14 protein-coding genes are annotated in these 18,033 nt (G+C 72.9%); 8 read left to right on the top strand and 6 right to left on the bottom strand.

All coding sequences use genetic code 11. From position 1 onward, the window contains the following. Position 1: 1 nt before the first annotated feature. From ACPOLB_RS01430 to ACPOLB_RS01415, 4 genes are read left to right on the top strand one after another with little or no spacing between them, the layout of a single operon-like run. A complete protein-coding gene (locus tag ACPOLB_RS01430; protein WP_425259515.1) occupies positions 2-1,132 on the top strand; it encodes an L-talarate/galactarate dehydratase in 1,131 nt (376 codons plus the stop codon). Then, positions 1,129-2,715, top strand: a complete 1,587-nt coding sequence (gene garD, locus ACPOLB_RS01425) for a galactarate dehydratase (protein ID WP_425259514.1) — start codon at positions 1,129-1,131, stop codon at positions 2,713-2,715. The genes ACPOLB_RS01430 and garD overlap by 4 nt, the downstream gene beginning before the upstream one ends. A gap of 31 nt (positions 2,716-2,746) precedes the next feature. Then, positions 2,747-3,346: an N-acetyltransferase family protein gene (locus ACPOLB_RS01420; protein WP_425259513.1), complete on the top strand. Its 600-nt coding sequence runs from the start codon at positions 2,747-2,749 to the stop codon at positions 3,344-3,346. A gap of 5 nt (positions 3,347-3,351) precedes the next feature. Then, positions 3,352-4,557: an MFS transporter gene (locus ACPOLB_RS01415; protein WP_425261996.1), complete on the top strand. Its 1,206-nt coding sequence runs from the start codon at positions 3,352-3,354 to the stop codon at positions 4,555-4,557. A gap of 23 nt (positions 4,558-4,580) precedes the next feature. Here ACPOLB_RS01415 and ACPOLB_RS01410 read toward each other — a convergent pair whose 3' ends face one another. The 5 genes from ACPOLB_RS01410 to otsB form a co-directional block, all read right to left on the bottom strand. Continuing rightward, positions 4,581-8,069, bottom strand: a complete 3,489-nt coding sequence (locus ACPOLB_RS01410) for a patatin-like protein (RefSeq protein WP_425259512.1) — start codon at positions 8,067-8,069, stop codon at positions 4,581-4,583. An 87-nt stretch (positions 8,070-8,156) separates the two neighbouring features. Then, positions 8,157-9,080 carry a mechanosensitive ion channel family protein gene (locus ACPOLB_RS01405; RefSeq protein ID WP_425259511.1) on the bottom strand — a complete coding sequence of 308 codons (924 nt, stop codon included), beginning with the start codon at positions 9,078-9,080 and terminating at the stop codon, positions 8,157-8,159. Next, the gene (gene otsA, locus ACPOLB_RS01400; protein ID WP_425259510.1) at positions 9,077-10,465 is read right to left on the bottom strand and encodes an alpha,alpha-trehalose-phosphate synthase (UDP-forming); all 1,389 of its coding nucleotides are present in this window, start codon (positions 10,463-10,465) and stop codon (positions 9,077-9,079) included. Before otsA ends, ACPOLB_RS01405 begins: the two co-directional genes overlap by 4 nt. Beyond that, positions 10,465-12,258, bottom strand: a complete 1,794-nt coding sequence (locus tag ACPOLB_RS01395; protein ID WP_425259509.1) for a glycoside hydrolase family 15 protein — start codon at positions 12,256-12,258, stop codon at positions 10,465-10,467. Before ACPOLB_RS01395 ends, otsA begins: the two co-directional genes overlap by 1 nt. Next, complete coding sequence (gene otsB / locus ACPOLB_RS01390) at positions 12,255-13,010, bottom strand: trehalose-phosphatase (protein WP_425259508.1); 756 nt, start codon at positions 13,008-13,010, stop codon at positions 12,255-12,257. The genes ACPOLB_RS01395 and otsB overlap by 4 nt, the downstream gene beginning before the upstream one ends. A gap of 271 nt (positions 13,011-13,281) precedes the next feature. Here otsB and dusA point away from each other — a divergent pair, with 271 nt between their 5' ends. From dusA to ACPOLB_RS01370, 4 genes are read left to right on the top strand one after another with little or no spacing between them, the layout of a single operon-like run. Further along, positions 13,282-14,250: a tRNA dihydrouridine(20/20a) synthase DusA gene (gene dusA / locus ACPOLB_RS01385; RefSeq protein ID WP_425261995.1), complete on the top strand. Its 969-nt coding sequence runs from the start codon at positions 13,282-13,284 to the stop codon at positions 14,248-14,250. Further along, positions 14,247-15,149, top strand: a complete 903-nt coding sequence (locus ACPOLB_RS01380; protein ID WP_425259507.1) for an S-methyl-5'-thioadenosine phosphorylase — start codon at positions 14,247-14,249, stop codon at positions 15,147-15,149. Before dusA ends, ACPOLB_RS01380 begins: the two co-directional genes overlap by 4 nt. Continuing rightward, on the top strand, positions 15,146-16,225 hold the full coding sequence (mtnA, locus tag ACPOLB_RS01375) for an S-methyl-5-thioribose-1-phosphate isomerase (protein WP_425259506.1): 1,080 nt from the start codon (positions 15,146-15,148) through the stop codon (positions 16,223-16,225). The genes ACPOLB_RS01380 and mtnA overlap by 4 nt, the downstream gene beginning before the upstream one ends. After that, positions 16,222-16,905, top strand: a complete 684-nt coding sequence (locus ACPOLB_RS01370) for a class II aldolase/adducin family protein (RefSeq protein WP_425259505.1) — start codon at positions 16,222-16,224, stop codon at positions 16,903-16,905. The genes mtnA and ACPOLB_RS01370 overlap by 4 nt, the downstream gene beginning before the upstream one ends. Before the next feature lie 13 nt (positions 16,906-16,918). Here ACPOLB_RS01370 and ACPOLB_RS01365 read toward each other — a convergent pair whose 3' ends face one another. Further along, positions 16,919-17,977: an NAD(P)/FAD-dependent oxidoreductase gene (locus ACPOLB_RS01365; RefSeq protein ID WP_425259504.1), complete on the bottom strand. Its 1,059-nt coding sequence runs from the start codon at positions 17,975-17,977 to the stop codon at positions 16,919-16,921. Between the last annotated feature and the right edge of the window lie 56 nt (positions 17,978-18,033).

Below are 18,033 nucleotides of genomic sequence, written 5' to 3'. Positions count from 1 at the left end.
AATGAGCGGCGACCGCATCGCCTGGCTGCAGCTGTCGCACTGCGTGCTGCCGCTGGCCACGCCCGTCAGCGACGCCAAGGTGCTGACCGGGCGGCAGAAACCGATGACCGAGATCGCGCTGCTGTTCTGCGAGATCGAGAGCGCGCAGGGCCAGCGCGGCCTGGGCTTCAGCTACGCCAAGCGCGCGGGCGGCCCGGGGCAGTACGCGCATGCGCAGGAGATCGCGCCGGTGCTGCTCGGCGAGGACCCGAGCGACATCGCGCGGCTGTGGGACCAGCTCTGCTGGGCCGGCGCCTCGGTCGGCCGCAGCGGCCTGGCCACGCAGGCCATCGGCGCCTTCGACGTGGCGCTGTGGGACCTGAAGGCGCGCCGCGCCGGGCTGTCGCTGGCCAAGCTGCTGGGTGCGCGGCGCGACAGCGTGCGCTGCTACAACACCTCGGGCGGCTTCCTGCACACGCCGCTCGACCAGCTGCTGGTGAACGCCGCCGCCTCGCGCGAACGCGGCATCGGCGGCATCAAGCTGAAGGTGGGCCAGCCCGACGGCGCGCTCGACCTGCAGCGCGTGGCCGCGGTGCGCCGGCACCTGGGTGATGCCATGCCGCTGATGGTCGACGCCAACCAGCAGTGGGACCGCCCGACCGCGCAGCGCATGTGCCGCGCGCTCGAGCCGCTGCAGCTGGTATGGATCGAAGAGCCGCTGGACGCCTACGACCACGCCGGCCACGCCGCGCTGGCCGCGGCCTTCGACACGCCGATCGCCACCGGCGAGATGCTCACCAGCGCCGGCGAGCATGCCGAGCTCGTCCGCCACGGCGCCGCCGACATCCTGATGCCCGACGCGCCGCGCGTGGGCGGCATCACGCCCTTCCTGCAGGTGGTGGCGCTGGCCGAGCACGCCGGCCTGCAGCTGGCCCCGCACTTCGCGATGGAGTTGCACGTGCACCTGGCCGCGGCCTGCGCGCGCGAGCCCTGGGTCGAACATTTCGAGTGGCTGGAGCCGCTGTTCGAGGAACGCATCGCCATCGACCAGGGTCGCATGCAGGTGCCCACGCGGCCCGGCCTGGGCCTGACCCTCAGCGACCAGGCGCGTGCGTGGACCCGCGCCAGCGCCAGCTTCGGAGCCCGCCCATGAACACCACCGCCACGTCCCGCGTCACGGCACCGGCGCTGCAGACCCCGGTCACGATCCGCATGCACGACGGCGACAACGTCGCCATCGTCGCCAACGACGGCGGCCTGCCGGCCGGCACCGCGCTGCCCGGCGGCCCTGTGCTGCTGGAGAAGGTGCCGCAGGGCCACAAGGTGGCGCTGGAGGACATCGCCGCCGGCGCGCCGGTGCTGCGCTACGGGGTGCCGATCGGCCACGCGCTGGAGCACATCGCCGCCGGGCGCTGGGTGCACGAACGTCTGCTGCGCATGCCCGACGCGCGTGGCCTGGACGGCCTGCCCAGGGCCACCGGGCGCCCCGCGCCGATGCCGCCGCTGGAAGGCTACACCTTCGAGGGCTACCGCAACGCCGACGGCTCGGTGGGCACGCGCAACATCCTGGCCATCACCACCACCGTGCAGTGCGTGGCCGGCGTGGTCGACTTCGCGGTGCAGCGCATCAAGGCCGAGCTGCTGCCACGGTACCCGCACGTCGACGACGTGGTCGGGCTCGAGCACAGCTACGGCTGCGGCGTGGCCATCGACGCGCCCGGCGCCGAGATCCCCATCCGCACGCTGCGCCACATCAGCCAGAACCCGAACTTCGGCGGCGAGGTGCTGGTCGTCAGCCTGGGCTGCGAGAAGCTGCAGCCCGACCGGCTGATGCCGCCGGGCAGCTTCCCGATCGCCGACGCGCGCCAGCCCGGGCTGGACCTGGTGTGCCTGCAGGACGACGCGCACGTCGGCTTCATGGCCATGGTCGACACCATCCTGGCGCGTGCGCAGCCGCACCTGGCGCGGCTGAACGCACGCCGGCGCGAGACCGTGCCGGCCAGCCACCTGGTGGTGGGTGTTCAGTGCGGCGGCAGCGACGCCTTCAGCGGCGTCACCGCGAACCCGGCCGTGGGCTACTGCAGCGACCTGCTGGTGCGTGCCGGCGCCAGCGTGATGTTCAGCGAGACCACCGAGGTGCGCGACGGCATCGCGCAGCTCACCGCGCGCGCGGCCACGCCGGAGGTCGCCGACGCGATGGTGCGCGAGATGGCCTGGTACGACGCCTACCTGGCCCGCGGGCAGGTCGACCGCAGCGCCAACACCACGCCCGGCAACAAGAAGGGCGGGCTCAGCAACATCGTCGAGAAGGCGATGGGCTCCATCGTGAAGTCGGGCTCGGCGCCGATCACCGGCGTGCTCGCGCCGGGCGAGAAGCTGCGCGGCAGCGGCCTGACCTACGCCGCCACGCCGGCCAGCGACTTCATCTGCGGCACGCTGCAACTGGCCGCAGGCATGAACCTGCACGTGTTCACCACCGGCCGCGGCACGCCCTACGGGCTGGCGGCGGTGCCCGTGATCAAGGTCGCCACGCGCAGCGACCTGGCGCGGCGCTGGCACGACCTGATGGACGTGAACGCCGGCCGCATCGCCGACGGCACGGCGACGATCGAGAGCCTGGGCTGGGAACTGTTCCACCTGATGCTCGACGTGGCCAGCGGGCGCCGCCGCACCTGGGCCGAGCAGTGGAAGCTGCACAACGCGCTGGTGCTGTTCAATCCCGCGCCCGTGACGTGAACACGTGCAACAGGCCGGTTAGCATGGGGTGATGGCTGCGCACACCGCCACCGTCTTTGCCACCGACCGGTACCGCGCCCGTGAGCTGCGCGAGGACGACGTCCCGCTCTTGCAGGCGCTGCTGGAGGCCAACCCCGAGTACTCGCTGGCCGTCAACGGCCGGCGGCCGCACCCCGACGAGGCCTTCGTCGAGTTCGTCGAGCAGCCGCCCGCACATCTGCAGCCGGGCAGGCGCTGGTTCATGGGCCTGTTCGACGCCGACGACACGCTGGTCGGCGTGTGCGTGGTGGTCGAGAACCTGGGGGCGCCGCGCGTCTGGCACCTGGCCTGGCTGCTGGTGGCCACCGCGCTGCACGGCAGCGGTGCCGCGCAGGCCGTGTACGACGCGATGGAAGCCTGGGCGCGGCGGGGCGGGGCGCAGTGGCTGCGGCTGGGCGTGGTGCAGGGCAACGCCCGCGCCGAGCGCTTCTGGGAGCGGCAGGGCTTCCTGCAGGTGCGCACGCGCGAGGGCATGGACACGGGCGGCCGGCTGAACACCATCCGCGTCATGGCCAAGCCGCTGGAGGGCGGCACGCTGGCCGGCTACCTCGCGCTGATGCCGCGCGACCAGCCCGGCTCGACGCTGCCTTGAGCAGCGTGCAGACGCCCGCCGCAGGCAGCGCGCGCGGCCGCCAGCGCCTGCTGCTGGTGGGCGACGGCCTCTCGGCCTTCGGCAACTGGATCGACTTTCTCGCCATCCTGACGCTCGCGGCCTGGCAGTTCCAGGTCACGCCCACCGGCATGGCGGCGGTCAGTGCGGCCGGCCTGCTGCCGGGCATGCTGGCGGCGCCGTTCATCGGCCGCTGGTGCGACCGCGGGCACGCACGGCTGCTGCTGCTGGGCTCGATCGCCGCGCGCGCGGCCACCACTGCCGCCTTGCTCGTCACCGGCGACATGCTGGTCTTCGTGGCGCTGGTGGGCCTGCGCTCGGTGTTCGCCGCCGTGGCGCCGCCGGCGATCCACGTGCTGGCGGTGCGCGCGCTCGCGCCCGAGGCGCTGCCGCGCTTCTACGCGCTGCTGAACGTCCTGAACAACACCGCCAAGGTGCTGGCGCCGGGCATCGGCACGGTGGCGGCCTCGTGGCTGGGCGAGGGCGCTGCGCTCGTGCTGTCGCTGGTCTGCTCGCTGGGGGCGCTGGCCTTCTTCGCGGCGCTGGGCCTGCCCGCCAGCGCAGCCGCCGCATCCACGTCGTCGACCCAGGCAGCAGCGCAGTCCGGGCCGGCCGGTGCGGACGACGACCGCCGGCACCTGCGCGCGCTGCTGTGGCTGGCCGCCACCTGCGCCTTCTTCGTGTTCCTGGTCAACAACCTGCTGCCGCTGGTGCTGCAGCGCGCTGGCATCGACAAGGCCTGGCTGGGGCTGCTGGTCAGTGCCTCGGGGCTGGGCAACGTGCTGGCCGGGCTGTGGCTGGCGCGCCGTGCGCAGCAGTTGCAGGGCCACCTGTCGGAACTGCAGCGGCCGGCGTGGGGGCAGCTGGCGGGCTTTGCCGCCATCGGGCTGCTGCTGTGGCGCACGGGGGCAGCCACGGCGCCGCTGCTGGCGGTGGTGTTCTTCCTGGTCGGCACTGCCAGCGCGCGCTATGCGATCGCGCTCAACGTCTTCATGGTCACGCACTTCGCGGCGCGCATTGGCGCCGTGTCGGGCCGGTTGCAGGCCTGGCAGCAGGCGATGATCTTCGTGGCGCCGATGGTCGGCGCGCTGGTGCTGCAGCGCTGGGGCGCGGCCGCGCTGTTCGGCTGCGCAGTGGGCAGCGCGGCACTGTCGTTCGGCCTGCTGGCGATGCACCTGCGGCGCAGCGGCTGAGCGGTGGCCGCAGCGACGGCCGTTCAGTCGATGCCCAGCAGCGCCTTCCAGCCCACCCGCGTCAGCGCGAGCACGCCGGTCAGCGCCAGCAGCACCACCGGCACCGCCAGCGCCCAGGCGCCCTTGGCCTTCCACGTCTTGCGCGAGCGCATGACATCGCCCAGCAGCAGTGTCGTGCCGTGCACCAGTGCCGTGATGCCCAGGGCCGTGACGGCCGTGGTGCGCACGGGCTCCGACGCGAACAGCAGCCCCAGCGCCAGCATCGTCAGCTCGAAGGCGTAGAGCACCTTCAGCCAGTGCGCCCAGAGCATGCCGCGCAGGCTGCCCGGCACCGACACCGCCAGCAGCCCCTGCGCCACCAACCCGAAGCGCGCCAGCCAGCGCACCACCGGCAGGTCGAGGTCGCGGCGCGCGGCCACGCCTTCCAGCAGCCGGCCGGTGATGGTGACCGCGCGCGCCGCGTTGTCCAGCAGCGGCTCGGGGTCGGGGCGGCGGTCGACGCTGCGCGCTTCGCGCACCCAGCGCAGCAGCGCCTCGTCGTCGAGCAGCGCGCCCACCACCTGTTCCAGCCGGCGCTGCGAGGCAGGGGCCTCCGGCGCCAGGCGGGCCATCAGGTCCTTCAGCAGCGCCGCGTGCAGGGCGGTCTTGTCGCGCGGCTGGCCGGGTGGCGGGGGCGGCAGGGTCTTGTCGACCTCGGCCAGCGCGTCGCACAGCAGGCCGGTGATCTGCGCGTAGGTGTCCGGCCGCAGCGCCTCGCGCAGGATGCAGCGGTGCGCCTGCTCCACCAGGTGGCGGCGCACCGCGGTGCTGTCGGCATCGAGCGCGGGCAGCAGGGCCGTGACCAGGCGCTCGGCGCCGTCGAGCCGGCCCCACATGATGTCGTTGGTGCGCCAGTGCCGCTGCAGGAACGCGCCGAAGTTCGCCAGCGCCGTGCCGGCCAGCTTGCGGCGTTCGGCCCGCACCTTCTCCTCGTCGATCAGGCCCTTGGCGTCCTCGGGGCTGATGCGCACCACTTCCACCGTCGCCGGCTCGCCGGACTCGGTGTCGTAGTACAGCGGAAAGCTCATCTGGTCGTAGGTGTCGAAGCGCAGGTAGTAGTCGCCGAGGAAGCGGCGCAGCTGCAGCGCGATGCCGGTGTCGAGCACCGGCTCGCCGGTGGCGCCGACGAGCACGTAGACCTGGTCCTCGCCGGTGCCGGTCGGCGCAAGGTCCAGCCGCGGCCCGCCCAGGCTGGCCCAGAGCAGCGCGCCGCCCACGGGCGGGCGGTCGTCGGCACCCTTGGTCAGCAGGCGGATGGCGCCGCCGATGGCCTGGAGATCGTGTTCCAGCAGCTCCTGCAGCGAGGTCTGCGCGGTCTCGCGTGCGAGCTGCATCAGCTTCTTCGCGCGCATGAACACGCCCTCCTGCAGCGTGCGCGACGACGACGGCAGCTTCAGCATCTCGGCCGGGAAGACCACCCGCGTGCTCTTGCCGTCGGTGGTCTGCAGCACCGGCACGGCATCCGAGTCGGTCTTGGTGCTGCCGCTCAGCAGCAGCAGGTCCAGCACCTGCAGCAGGCCCGGACGCAGCTGCGCGCGCAGCGCGGCGCGGCGGGCGTCGTCGGGCGGCACCACCAGGCCGTGGCGCAGCATCGCGTGGGCGCTGGCCATCCGGCGCTTCAGTTCCAGCAGCGCGTCCAGGGCCGCCTGCAGCTGCGTGGCGTCGAGGGCCGGGTCGTGCAGGTCCAGCGCGGCCTGGGTCCGCAGCCGCCGCAGGAGGGCTTCGTCGGCCTCGTTGGCCGTCTTTTCCAGGCGGTCGAGCAGGCGCTTGTTGACGAGCTTGCTGAGCTGGTCCACGCGGCGCAGCAGGAAGGCGGTGCGGCGCACGCGGTAGGCGATGTCGTGGTCGTCCAGGAAGGCGTTGAGCGTGCCGCGCCACCGGCCGTCGGCCTGCTGCACGCCGGCGGGCGGCCTGTCGCCGTAGTGTTCTTCGCGCCAGGCACGCACCAGCGACCGCAGCGCGTACACATGGTCGGAGTCGGCCGGCAGCTGCCAGGTGGCGGCCAGGCGGTCGGCCAGGTCGTCGGTCACCGTGTAGTGGCGCAGCCGGGCGTAGGGCAGGTAGGCGTCGCCGTAGTGGTTGCGCATCTGGCGCATCGTCAGCGCGCGCCAGTCGAGCCTGCCCTCGGGGTTCTCGCGCCGCAGCTCCCGCAGCAGGCCGGCCAGCGGGTCGGTCCCGCCCTCGCGCAGCGCGGTGTCGAGCTCCAGCTCGCCCATGCGCACGATGCGGTCGATGCGCTCGATGCGGCGGTTGCGCCGCAGCACCGCCTCCAGGTCTTCGCGGATGGTCTCGTAGCTGGGGATGCTGGTCAGCGCTGCGAGCGCGTTGGTCAGCGCGTCGGGCGGTTCCTCGCCGTCGGGGCGGTCGGACTCGGGGTGCGCAGGCGCCGGCTCCACGTAGACCAGCTTGCGCTCCACCGGCACCGTGGCGCTGCGCGCCGACAACGTGGTGACGGCATGCGTGAAGGGCTTGTTGTCGAGGTAGCCGCCGTCGCCGAAGGCGCGCGTCATGTGCTCGCCGCGGGCCACCTCGTCGGGCGGGATGCCGGTGAAGTGGCGGTCCCACTGGCGCAGCGCGGTGCTGCCCATGCCCGGCTCCAGCCGCTCCAGCGCCTGCAGCGTCATCGGCTCGAAGGCGAACGGGAACGACGACGTGCAGCGCGCCACGAACGACAGGAAGGCGTTGTTGGCGGCCTGCAGGTCGTTCTCGACCGCCTGGACGCCGTTCTGCGCGTAGCGCAGCCTGAACACCTGGCGGTGGCGCTTCTCGTAGACCACCTTGTCGAACAGCCGCAGCTTCACCAGCGAACCGCGGATGTCGGTGGTGGTGACGAACAGGTCCAGTTCGTCCACCGCCACCGAGGGGACCGCGGGCTTCACGGCCTGCGCCGACATGCGGTCCATCGCGATGCGCAGCTTGCGGTACATGCGGTCGCTGTTGAGCAGCGAGGCCGGGTCGGCGCTGCGATCGGCGTAGCCGCGCATGTCGGGGTCGTCGTAGGAGCGCGCGTCATTGAGCAGGCCGCCGATGTCGCCCTCGTCGATCCACATCTGGCGCAGCGGCGAGAACGGCTCGTTGTTGGCCAGCGCCTTGCCCAGGAACAGGCCGTTGATGCCGCCGGCCGAGGTGCCGGCGATGACATCGACCACGAAGCGCGTGGCGATGTCGCCGGGCTGCACGGCCAGCAGCGGGTCGGGGCCGAGCTCGGGCGCCTGCAGCCAGGCGGCGTAGCGTGCCACCAGCGCCGGGTCGTTGCTGAGCCACGACAGCCGCCGGTAGACCTCGCGCGTGTTCGCCACCTCGCCGGTGGCGGGTGGGGGTGGCACATCGCCACGCGGCGTGGCGTGCGCCATCTCGTACATCTCGTTGGCCACGCCGTTGATGTAGATGGCCAGCGAGACACCGCCGTACATGACGACGGCAAAGCGCACTTCGGCGCCGTAGGAAGCAGTGGAGGCAGGGGTGTTCGGCATGGGCAGCTCCAGTCGGCAACAGGCGTTGCCGGCGGCGATGCTGACGCCAATCGCCCGGCTTGTAACTGTCGGTGTGTGGACGCGTCCCTAGTTTGGCGGAGCTGCCATGCGCAGCGCCAGCGCCGGCGCGTGGCCGCTGCGGTCCTGCCCGGCGTAGACCGTGACGTGGGGGAAGGGGATCTCGATGCCGTGCGCGTCGAAGGCCGACTTCAGCCGCTTCAGGTACTCGCGCCGCACCGTCCACTGTTCCAGTGCCACGACCTTGAAGCGGCACCGGATCACCACCGCCGAGTCGGCCCACTGCTCGACGCCCGCGATCTCCAGGTCGTCGAGGATGCGTGCGCCGTGGGCGGGGTCCGCGCGCAGCTGGCTGCCGACCTCGCGCATCACGTCCATCACGTCGTCGACGTTCTCGCGGTAGGCCACGCCGACGTCGATCACGGCCTGTGCGAAGCCGCGGCTCATGTTGATGACGCTCGTGATCTGGCCGTTGGGCACGAAGTGCACGCGGCCGTCGTAGTCGCGCAGCCGCACGAAGCGCAGCGTCACCTCCTCCACCAGGCCGGCGTGGTCGCTGCTGAGCTTGACGACGTCGCCCTGGCGGATCTGGTTCTCCAGCAGGATGAAGAAGCCGGTGAAGTAGTCGCGCACCAGGCTCTGCGCCCCGAAGCCCACCGCCAGCCCCACCACGCCCGCGGCACCCAGGATCGGCGCCACCGAGATGCCCAGTTCGCCCAGCACCAGCATGCCGGCCACGAGCGACACGACCACCGTCACCAGGTATCGGAACACGCGACCGAGGGTCTCGGCGCGCTTGACGGACTCGCTGTCGTCCAGGCGGCTGGCGATGCGGATGCGGAAGGCGCGGATGGCGCGCCGCAGCACCGAGGCCAGCACCCAGGCCGCCACGATGATGACGGTGATGCGCAGCGCGGTGGTGGTGGCGCTGCCCATGCCGGCCCCGAGCTGGGCCAGGGTGTGGAGCATGTCGTTGTTCATGTCGTTGTTCATGGCGGGGGCAGGGGCGGGGTCTGCAAGGCGTCGAGGAACTGGCGCTGCCACCAGTGCACGTCGTGCGCGCGCAGGCCAGCGAGCAGGCGGTCGTTGCGGGCCCGGCGCTCTTCCAGCGGCATGTGCAGGGCGCGCTGCGTGGCTTGCGCGACGGCGTCGGTGTCGTAGGGGTTCACGAGCAGGGCGTCGCCCATCTGCTCGGCCGCGCCGGCGAAGCGCGACAGCACCAGCACGCCGGGGTCCGCGGGGTCCTGCGCGGCCACGAACTCCTTGGCCACCAGGTTCATGCCGTCGCGCAGCGGCGTCACCAGCGCCACGGCACTGGCGCGGTACAGGCCCGGCAGGCGCTTGCGGGCCACGGCGCGGTGCATGTAGCGCACGGGCATCCAGTCGAGCTCGCCGTATTCGCCGTTGATGGCGCCGGTGAGGCCCTCGAGCTCGCGCCGCAGGTCGGCATAGGCGTCCACGCTCTCGCGCGACGGCGCCGCGATCTGGATCAGCGTCGCGCTCATGCGGTTCTCGGGGTAGTCGTGCAGCAGGCGGCGGAAGGCGCGCAGCCGCTGCGGCAGGCCCTTGGAGTAGTCCATGCGGTCCACCCCCACCAGCAGGCGGCGGCGGGCGTACTGCTCGCGCATCGTGGCCAGCGTCTCCTGCGCGTCGTCGGCCTCGCCCAGGCGCTGGAACTCGTCGACGTCGATGCCGATCGGGAAGGCCTGCGCGCGCACGCTGCGGCCGAACGCGGCGTAGACGTTGTCGGCCCGGTGCTCGGCGCGGGCTTCGTCGTGCACATAGCGGCCGAAGTGCACCAGGTCGGTCTGGCTCTGGAACCCCAGCAGGTCGTAGGCGAAGAGCGAGCGCACCAGCCACTCGTGCTGCGGGATCGCCGCCAGCAGCAGCGGCGGCGGCAGCGGGATGTGCAGGAAGAATCCCATGCGCTGCCGGCAGCCCAGCGCACGCAGTTCGGCCGCCAGCGGGATCAGGTGGTAGTCGTGGATCCACACCAGGTCGTCGGGCGCCAGCAGCGGTGCCAGGCGCTGCGCGAACAGGCGGTTGACGCGGCGGTAGCCGTCGATGTCGCCGCGGTCGAAGTCGGCCAGGTCGAGCCGGTTGTGGAACACCGGCCACAGGACGCCGTTGGAGTAGCCCAGGTAGTACGCGTCGTGGTCGGCCTGCGCCAGATCGACCGTGGCCAGCGTCACGTTGCCCGCCCGTTGCTGCTGCAGCGCGCCTTCGCCACCGTCGCCGCTGCGCACGGTGCGGCCGCTCCAGCCGAACCACAGGCCCCCGGTGGCCGCCAGGGCCGAACCCAGCGCCACGGCCAGGCCACCGGCCGCGGTCTTGCGCGGGTCGGCGATGCGGTTGGAAACCACCACCAGCCGCGCCATCAGACCACCGTGTCCCAGGGGGCCGACAGGCGCACCGCACCGTTGATCAGGCCCACCATCGAATAGGTCTGCGGAAAGTTGCCCCACAGTTCGCGGGTCTGCGGATGCGTGTCCTCGGACAGCAGGCCCAGCGGGTTGCGCGCGGCCAGCATGGCCTCGAAGATCTCGCGTGCCTGTTCCTTGCGGCCGATGCGCGCCAGCGCGTCGATGCGCCAGAAGCTGCAGACGTTGAAGCCGACCTCGGGCGTGCCGAAGTCGTCGGCGGCCTCGTAGCGGCGCATGAAGGGTCCGTCGGCCAGCGACGCCTCCAGCGCATCGACCGTGGCCACGAAGCGCGGGTCGCGTGCGTCGATGCAGCCCACCTCGGCCATCAGCAGCACGCTGGCGTCCAGGTGCTCGCCGCCCAGGCTCTCTGCGAAGGCCTGCCGCCTGGGGTTCCAGGCCTCGGCCAGCAGGCGCTCGCGCATGCGCGTGGCGTGCGCCTGCCAGTGGGCATGGCGGTCGGGCAGCCGCAGGTGGGCGGCGATCTTGGCCAGCCGGTCGCAGGCGGCCCAGCACATCAGCAGCGACGACGTGTGCACCCGGGCGCGCGTGCGCAGCTCCCACATGCCGGCATCGGGCTGGTCGTGCACCCGCACCGCCTGCTCGCCCACGACTTCGAGCAGGGTGAACTCGGCACGGCCGGCCGGGCGCAGCAGGCGCTGGTCGTGGAAGGCCTGCGCGGCACCGAGCACGATGTTGCCGTAGACGTCGTGCTGGAAGTGCTCGTGCGCCTGGTTGCCGCGCCGCACCGGCGCGTGGCCGCGGTAGCCGGGCAGCTGCGGCACCACCTGCTCGGGCAGCAGTCGCTCCAGGCCGATGCCATACAGCGGCTGCACGTGGCCGCCGGCGGCGCTGGCGACCGCGTTCGTCAGCCAGCGCAGGTAGTCCTCCATCGTGCCCACCTCGGACAGGCTGTTCAGCGCCCGCACCACGAAGAAGGCATCGCGCAGCCAGCAGAAGCGGTAGTCCCAGTTGCGCTGGCTGCCGGGCGCCTCGGGGATGCTGGTGGTGAGGGCCGCGACGATGGCGCCGGTGTCCTCGAACACGCACAGCTTGAGCGTGATCGCCGCGCGCATCACCGCGTCCTGCCACTGCAGCGGCAGCGCCAGCCGGCGTGTCCACTGGCGCCAGTAGTCGATGGTCTCGCGCTCCCAGGTGCCGGCCAGTTCCTCGATGCCTTCGCTGAGCGTCTCGTCCGGCCCCAGCAGCAGGCTGGTGGTCTGCGACAGCACGAAGGCCTCTTCCTGCAGCACGTAGGTCAGTGGCGCCGTCGTCGTCAGCCGCAGCACCTGGTCGGGGCCGACGTAGCGGATGTGGTGGCTGCCCTGCGTGATGCGGGGCACCGCCGCGCCCCAGTCGAACCGGGGACGCAGCACGATGCGCACACGCGGCGCGCCCTGCAGCACGCGCAGGCGCCGCACCAGCATCAGCGGGCGGAACATGCGGCCGCGGCTGAAGAAGCGCGGTGCGAAGTCGGTGATCTCCAGGCTCTGGCCGTGGCTGTCGAACAAGCGTGTGCGCAGCACGGCGGTGTTGGCCTCGTAGTGCTGCTCGGTGCGCACGCAGTCCACCAGCTCGACGCCGAAGCTGCCGTCGCCCGCGGCAGCGTCGCCGCCGCCCAGCAGCGCGTGGAACAGCGGGTCGCCGTCGAAGCGCGGCCAGCAGCTCCAGACGATGCGGCCGCGGGGGTCGACCAGTGCGCTGGCAGCGCAGTTGCCGATGGCGCCGAGTTCGAGGGACGGCAGGGTCATGGTGGTGTGGCCTTCTGGACTTGCGGGCCGAGCGCGGCCACGGCACGGTCGATCCACGCCAGCACGGCGGCCGGATCGGGCAGGCGGCAGGTCGCCAGCGTCTCGCCGTCGCCGACCTTCACGGCCACGCCGCCCAGCGCCAGCACGGCTTCGAACGCCGACTCGTCGGTGACGTCGTCGCCGAAGAACCAGGGGCGGCGGTGGCGGAACGGCCGCTCGTCGAGAAACGCACGCACGGCCTCGCCCTTGCCGGCGCGGCGGGGCTTGAGCTCCACCACCTTCTTGCCGCACATCAGGGCCATGCCCTCGACCCGGCGCTGCGCTTCGGCCATGGCCGCCAGCACTTCGTCCTGCAGCAGTTCGGCCTGCCGGTAGTGCAGGGCCAGCGCGCCGGGCTTGATCTCCAGGTGCAGCGCCGGGTGGCGCGCCACCAGGGCCTGCGCGACCGCGATCGCAGGAGCCAGGTCCGGCGTGGCGATGCGACGCAGGTAGCCGTCGGGCCCGCGCCGCTCGGCACCGTGCACGCCTGCAGTCGGCAGACGGGCCGGGTGCAGGTGCGCGTCGATCTGCGCCACGGGCCGGCCCGAGACCACGCCCACCGCACCGCCCACCGCCGCGGCCAGCGCCATCAGCCGCTGCGGCAGCCCGGGCGCCACGCGGATCGCGTCCGGGTGCGGCGCCAGGTCGGTGAGGGTGCCGTCGAAATCGAAGAACAGGGCCGCGTTGCGGTCGGGCTGTGGCGGTTCCAGCATGCCCGGACCGTAAACGCCGGGGCCGACCCCACGCAAGGCGCGGATGAAAGTCGCAGCATCGAGGTGCGACATTGCGCGCGGCGATCCGGCCGCTGCGGCCACGACCGCGGCATTGATTACCATGCAGCGCTGGCGCGCAGGGCTTGCTGCCGCCACCGGCCCGGTGCCACGCCAGGCCCGACCCCATCACCGCCATCGCCGGCCCCGACCCAGCCCCGACCCCGTGCCTTCTCTTCCAGCAGTCAGCCCCTGGCGCCTGAGCGTCGCGCCGATGATGGACTGGACCGACCGGCATTGCCGCGTCTTCCACCGCCAGATCACGCGCCACACGCGCCTGTACACCGAGATGGTGACCACCGGCGCGCTGCTGCACGGCGACGTGCCGCGGCACCTGGACTACAGCCCCGAGGAGCACCCGCTCGCGCTGCAGCTCGGCGGCAGCGAGCCGGCTGACCTGGCCGCCTGCGCGAAGCTGGCAGCGCAGTGGGGCTACGACGAGATCAACCTGAACTGCGGCTGCCCGAGCGAACGCGTGCAGCGCGGGGCCTTCGGCGCCTGCCTGATGGCCGAGGCGCCGCTGGTGGCCAACGGCGTGCGTGCCATGCGCGACGCGGTGGACCTGCCGGTGACGGTGAAGCACCGCATCGGCATCGACCGCATCGAGCGCTACGACTTCGTGCGCGACTTCGTCGGCACGGTGGCCGAACGCGGCGGCTGCAGCGTCTTCATCGTGCACGCGCGCAATGCCTGGCTGCAGGGGCTCAGTCCCAAGGAGAACCGCGAGATTCCGCCGCTGCGCCACGAGCTCGTGTACCGGCTGAAGGCCGACTTCCCCGGGCTCACCATCGTGCTCAACGGCGGCGTCACCACCGAGGAGCAGATCGCGCAGCACCTGCAGCACGTGGACGGCGTGATGGTCGGCCGCGAGGCCTACCACCACCCCTGGAGCATGGCGCGCTGGGACGAGCTGTTCTTCGGCGATGCCCCGGCCACGCGCACGCGGGCCGACGTCGAGCGCGCCATGGTCGCCTACATGGAGGGCCTGCAGGGCCGGCCCTGGAGCCACGCGGCACGCCACATGCTGGGTCTGTGGAACGGCATGCCCGGTGCGCGCCGCTGGCGCCAGGTGTGGTCGGACCACCGGCTGAAGAACGACACCCCGGCCCACGTGCACGCGCTGGCCCAGCGCCCCGTGGCCGCCGCCCACGACGAACCCACTCCGGAACCCACCTCCGCATGAGCCCACAGAAACTCGCCATCATCGGCGGCAGCGGCCTGTACGACCTGCCGGGCCTGACCGACACGCGCTGGATCAGCGTCGACACGCCCTGGGGCGCACCGTCGGATGCGGTGTTCAGCGGACGCCTGGGCGACGCCGAAATGCTGTTCCTGCCCCGCCACGGGCGCGGGCACCGCGTCCCGCCGTCGGAGCTGAACCACCGCGCCAACATCGCGGCGCTGAAGATGCTGGGCGCCACCGACGTGCTCTCGCTCAGCGCCGTGGGCGGCCTGCGGGCGGACCTGCCGCCGGGCACCTTCGTCATCGTCGACCAGTTCATCGACCGCACCTTCGCGCGCGTGAAGACCTTCTTCGGCACCGGCCTGGTGGCGCACGTGTCGATGGCCGACCCGGTGTGCGCGCGCCTGGGCGACCACCTGCAGGGCGCGTTGCAGGCGCAAGGCGTGCCGCACGCGCGCGGCGGCACCTACCTGGTGATGGAAGGGCCGCAGTTCAGCACGCGCGCCGAATCGCAGCTGTACCGCAGCTGGAACTGCAGCGTCATCGGCATGACCAACATGCCCGAGGCCAAGCTGGCGCGCGAGGCCGAGCTCTGCTACGCCAGCGTCGGCATGGTCACCGACTTCGACTGCTGGCACACGGGCCACGAGGCGGTGACGGTGGATGCCGTGATCCAGGTGCTGCTGCACAACGCGCAGCAGGCCAAGGGCATCGTGGCCGGCCTGGCCGGCCAGATCACTGCCGACGCCCACGGCGCCGGCTGCAGCTGCCGCCGCGCGCTCGACCACGCGCTGATCACCGCGCCCGAGGCGCGCGACCCGGCCATGGTGCAGCGGCTGCGGCCGGTGGCCGGCCGCGTGCTGCCGCCGCTGCAGTCGCCGCCCGAGGCGCAGCCGTGAACGCCGCGGTCCCCGCGCTGCGGCCCATCCGCGCGCTGCCGGGCCGCGCGGGGGTCGAGATCATCGACCAGCGCCTGCTGCCGCACCGCCTGCAGCTGGAACGCCTGCACACGCCGGCCCAGGTGCACACGGCCATCCGCGACATGTGGGTGCGCGGCGCGCCGCTCATCGGGGCCACGGCCGCCTACGGCCTGGCGTTGCAGATGAACATGGATGCCGAAGACGCGGCACTGGACGCGTCGGCCGCCTTCCTGCGCGCAGCCCGGCCGACCGCGGTGAACCTGGCCTGGGCCCTCGACCGCATGCTGGCCGTGCTGCGCCCGCTGCCCGCCGCCGCGCGGCGCGAGGCCGCGTGGGCCACGGCCGACGCGATTGCGGAAGACGACGTGCAGGTCAACCACGCCATCGGCACGCACGGCCTGGCCCTGCTGCAGGCGATTGCCGCGCGCCGCCCTGGCCCGGTGCGCGTCCTGACGCACTGCAACGCCGGCTGGCTGGCCACGGTGGGCTGGGGCACGGCCACCGCACCGCTGTACCTGGCGCACGCCGCCGGCCTGCCGCTGCAGGTGTGGGTGGACGAGACCCGCCCGCGCAACCAGGGCGCCGGCCTCACGGCCTGGGAACTGGGGCAGGCCGGCGTGCCGCACACGGTGGTCGCCGACAACGCCGGCGGCCACCTGATGCAGCACGGCCAGGTCGACATCGTGTTCGTCGGCTGCGACCGCGTCACCGCGCGCGGCGACGTGTGCAACAAGATCGGCACCTACCTGAAGGCGCTGGCCGCGCACGACAACGGCGTGCCGTTCTACGTCGCGATGCCGATGTCCACGCTCGACCGCAGCCTGCACGACGGCCTGCACGAGATCGAGATCGAGGAACGCAGCGCCCGCGAGGTCACGCACCTCGCGGGCCGCACCGCGGCCGGCGAGGTGGTCGAGGTGCAGTTGGTGCCCGACGGCACGCCGGCCGCCAACCCGGCCTTCGACGTGACGCCGGCACGGCTGGTGACCGGGCTGATCACCGAACGCGGCGTGGTCGCAGCCACCGCCGCCGCCATCGCCGAGCTCGCGCCATGACGGACGACGACCACGACCACACGCTGCGCGCACAGGCCGTGGCCGCCGTGCAGCGGCTCGACGCGCTGGGGCTGAACCGCGGCAGCACCGGCAACCTCAGCGTGCGGGCCGGCACGGCCGCGGGCGGCGGTGCCGGCAGTTTCTGGATCACGCCCACCGGCACGCCGCCGGAAGACATCGCCCCCGACAGCTTCGTGCTGCTCGATGACGCCGGCACGGTGCTGCAGGGCGCCTGGGCACCGTCGACCGAGTGGCCGTTCCACCGCGCGATCTACCGCGCGCGGCCCGACCTGCACGCGGTGGTGCACATGCATTCGCCGCACGCCACCGCACTGGCCTGCCTGCGCCGGGGCCTGCCGCCGTTCCACTACATGGTGGCGGTGGCCGGGGGCGACAGCGTGCCCTGCACGCCGTACCACCTGTTCGGCACCGACGCCTTGTCGCAGGCTGTGGGCGCCGCCTTCGCCGACCGGAACGCCTGCCTGATGGCCAACCACGGGCTGGTCGCCGCGGGCGCCACGCTGGCGCAGGCGATGAAGGTGGCGCAGGAGGTCGAGGCGCTGTGCGGCATCTACCTGCAGACGCTCGCCGTCGGCGAACCCGTGCTGCTGTCGCGGCAGGAGATGGCCGCGGTGATCGAGCGCTTCAAGAGCTACGGCCGCGCCCGGCGCGCGGCCTGAGCCCCGCGCCTGCTCAGGCGGTCTCGGCGACCGCGTGGTCGTCGTGTTCCAGCGCCTCGGCCAGCGTGCAGGCCAGCTCGTCACCCGAGCGCCAGGCCGCCTCCACCGTGCAGCCGGCCAGGAAATCACCGCAGACACCCAGGCCGCGGCTGGCGTCCCACCAGCACTCGCGGCGGTCGGGCGCGGCACCGGCCGGGCGCGCATAGCGCCAGCGGTGCACCACGGCGTGCTGCAGAGCCGGCAGCACGCCGCCGGGCAGCTGCTGCGCCAGGGCCGCGAGCAGTGCGCTCTGCACGGTCTCGGCATCGTGCTCCAGGTGCGTGCGGGTCCACGCGGGCGTGGCGTGGGCCACCCAGGTGGCGCAGCTTGCCGGGGCGCTGCGGCCCGGGGCGCGGTCGTTGCGCGCCACCCAGGCCAGCGGCCCGCGCGCGGGCACGGCGGCGTCCCAGGGCCAGTCGACGTCGGCCGTCACGGCCATCAGCGTCCAGCAGGGCTCCATGCGCACGGCCTGCAGTTCCTGCGCCCACACCGCATGCTGGCCCTCCAGCAGCGCCGCGGCCTGGGCCGGGGGCAGCGCCAGCACGACCTGGTCGAAGGGGCCGGCCGTGCTGCCGTCGTCCAGCACCAGCTGCCACAGCTTGCGCTGGCGCCGCAGCTGCACCACGGCGTGGCCGGTGTGCAGCGGCAGGTCGCCGATCAGGTGCCGCACCAGCGCCGGCATCGACGGCGTGGCCACGACACCCTGGCGCGGCAGGCCGCCAGGGAACTCGGCATGCACGCGCTGGGTCCACGGCTGCACCACGCCGGCAGCCTGTGCCCGCTGCAGCACGGCACGGAAACGCGGGTGGTTGGCAGTGACGAGTTGCGCGCCGTGGTCGAACTCGACCAGGGTCTCGCTGCCGTCGCCGGCCTCCAGCCGCGCGCGGCGGGTGGCCATGCGGCCCCCGACGCCCCGGGACTTGTCGTACAGGCTGACCTGGTGGCCGGCGTCACGCAGGCTGGTGGCGCAGGCAGCGCCGGCGATGCCGGCACCGATGACGGCAATGCGGGAGCACTGGACAAGGTTCGACATCACGGGCCTTTCAGAAGGTGGCAGGGCGGCGCGGTGGGGCACCGGGTCTGGCGACA

Origin of the sequence: Rubrivivax soli (assembly GCF_049810355.1) — a bacterium.
Taxonomy (GTDB): Bacteria; Pseudomonadota; Gammaproteobacteria; order Burkholderiales; family Burkholderiaceae_C; genus Rubrivivax.
This window is presented reverse-complemented; position numbering and strand designations above follow the sequence as displayed.

Excerpts from the sequence above, each read along its gene's own strand:
- ACPOLB_RS01430 (WP_425259515.1), top strand. The coding sequence starts at position 2 with ATGAGCGGCGACCGCATCGCCTGGCTGCAGCTGTCGCACTGCGTGCTG.
- garD (WP_425259514.1), top strand. The coding sequence starts at position 1,129 with ATGAACACCACCGCCACGTCCCGCGTCACGGCACCGGCGCTGCAGACC.
- ACPOLB_RS01420 (WP_425259513.1), top strand. The coding sequence starts at position 2,747 with ATGGCTGCGCACACCGCCACCGTCTTTGCCACCGACCGGTACCGCGCC.
- ACPOLB_RS01410 (WP_425259512.1), bottom strand. The coding sequence starts at position 8,069 with ATGCCGAACACCCCTGCCTCCACTGCTTCCTACGGCGCCGAAGTGCGC.
- ACPOLB_RS01405 (WP_425259511.1), bottom strand. The coding sequence starts at position 9,080 with ATGAACAACGACATGAACAACGACATGCTCCACACCCTGGCCCAGCTC.
- otsA (WP_425259510.1), bottom strand. The coding sequence starts at position 10,465 with ATGGCGCGGCTGGTGGTGGTTTCCAACCGCATCGCCGACCCGCGCAAG.
- ACPOLB_RS01395 (WP_425259509.1), bottom strand. The coding sequence starts at position 12,258 with ATGACCCTGCCGTCCCTCGAACTCGGCGCCATCGGCAACTGCGCTGCC.
- otsB (WP_425259508.1), bottom strand. The coding sequence starts at position 13,010 with ATGCTGGAACCGCCACAGCCCGACCGCAACGCGGCCCTGTTCTTCGAT.
- dusA (WP_425261995.1), top strand. The coding sequence starts at position 13,282 with ATGATGGACTGGACCGACCGGCATTGCCGCGTCTTCCACCGCCAGATC.
- ACPOLB_RS01380 (WP_425259507.1), top strand. The coding sequence starts at position 14,247 with ATGAGCCCACAGAAACTCGCCATCATCGGCGGCAGCGGCCTGTACGAC.
- ACPOLB_RS01370 (WP_425259505.1), top strand. The coding sequence starts at position 16,222 with ATGACGGACGACGACCACGACCACACGCTGCGCGCACAGGCCGTGGCC.
- ACPOLB_RS01365 (WP_425259504.1), bottom strand. The coding sequence starts at position 17,977 with ATGTCGAACCTTGTCCAGTGCTCCCGCATTGCCGTCATCGGTGCCGGC.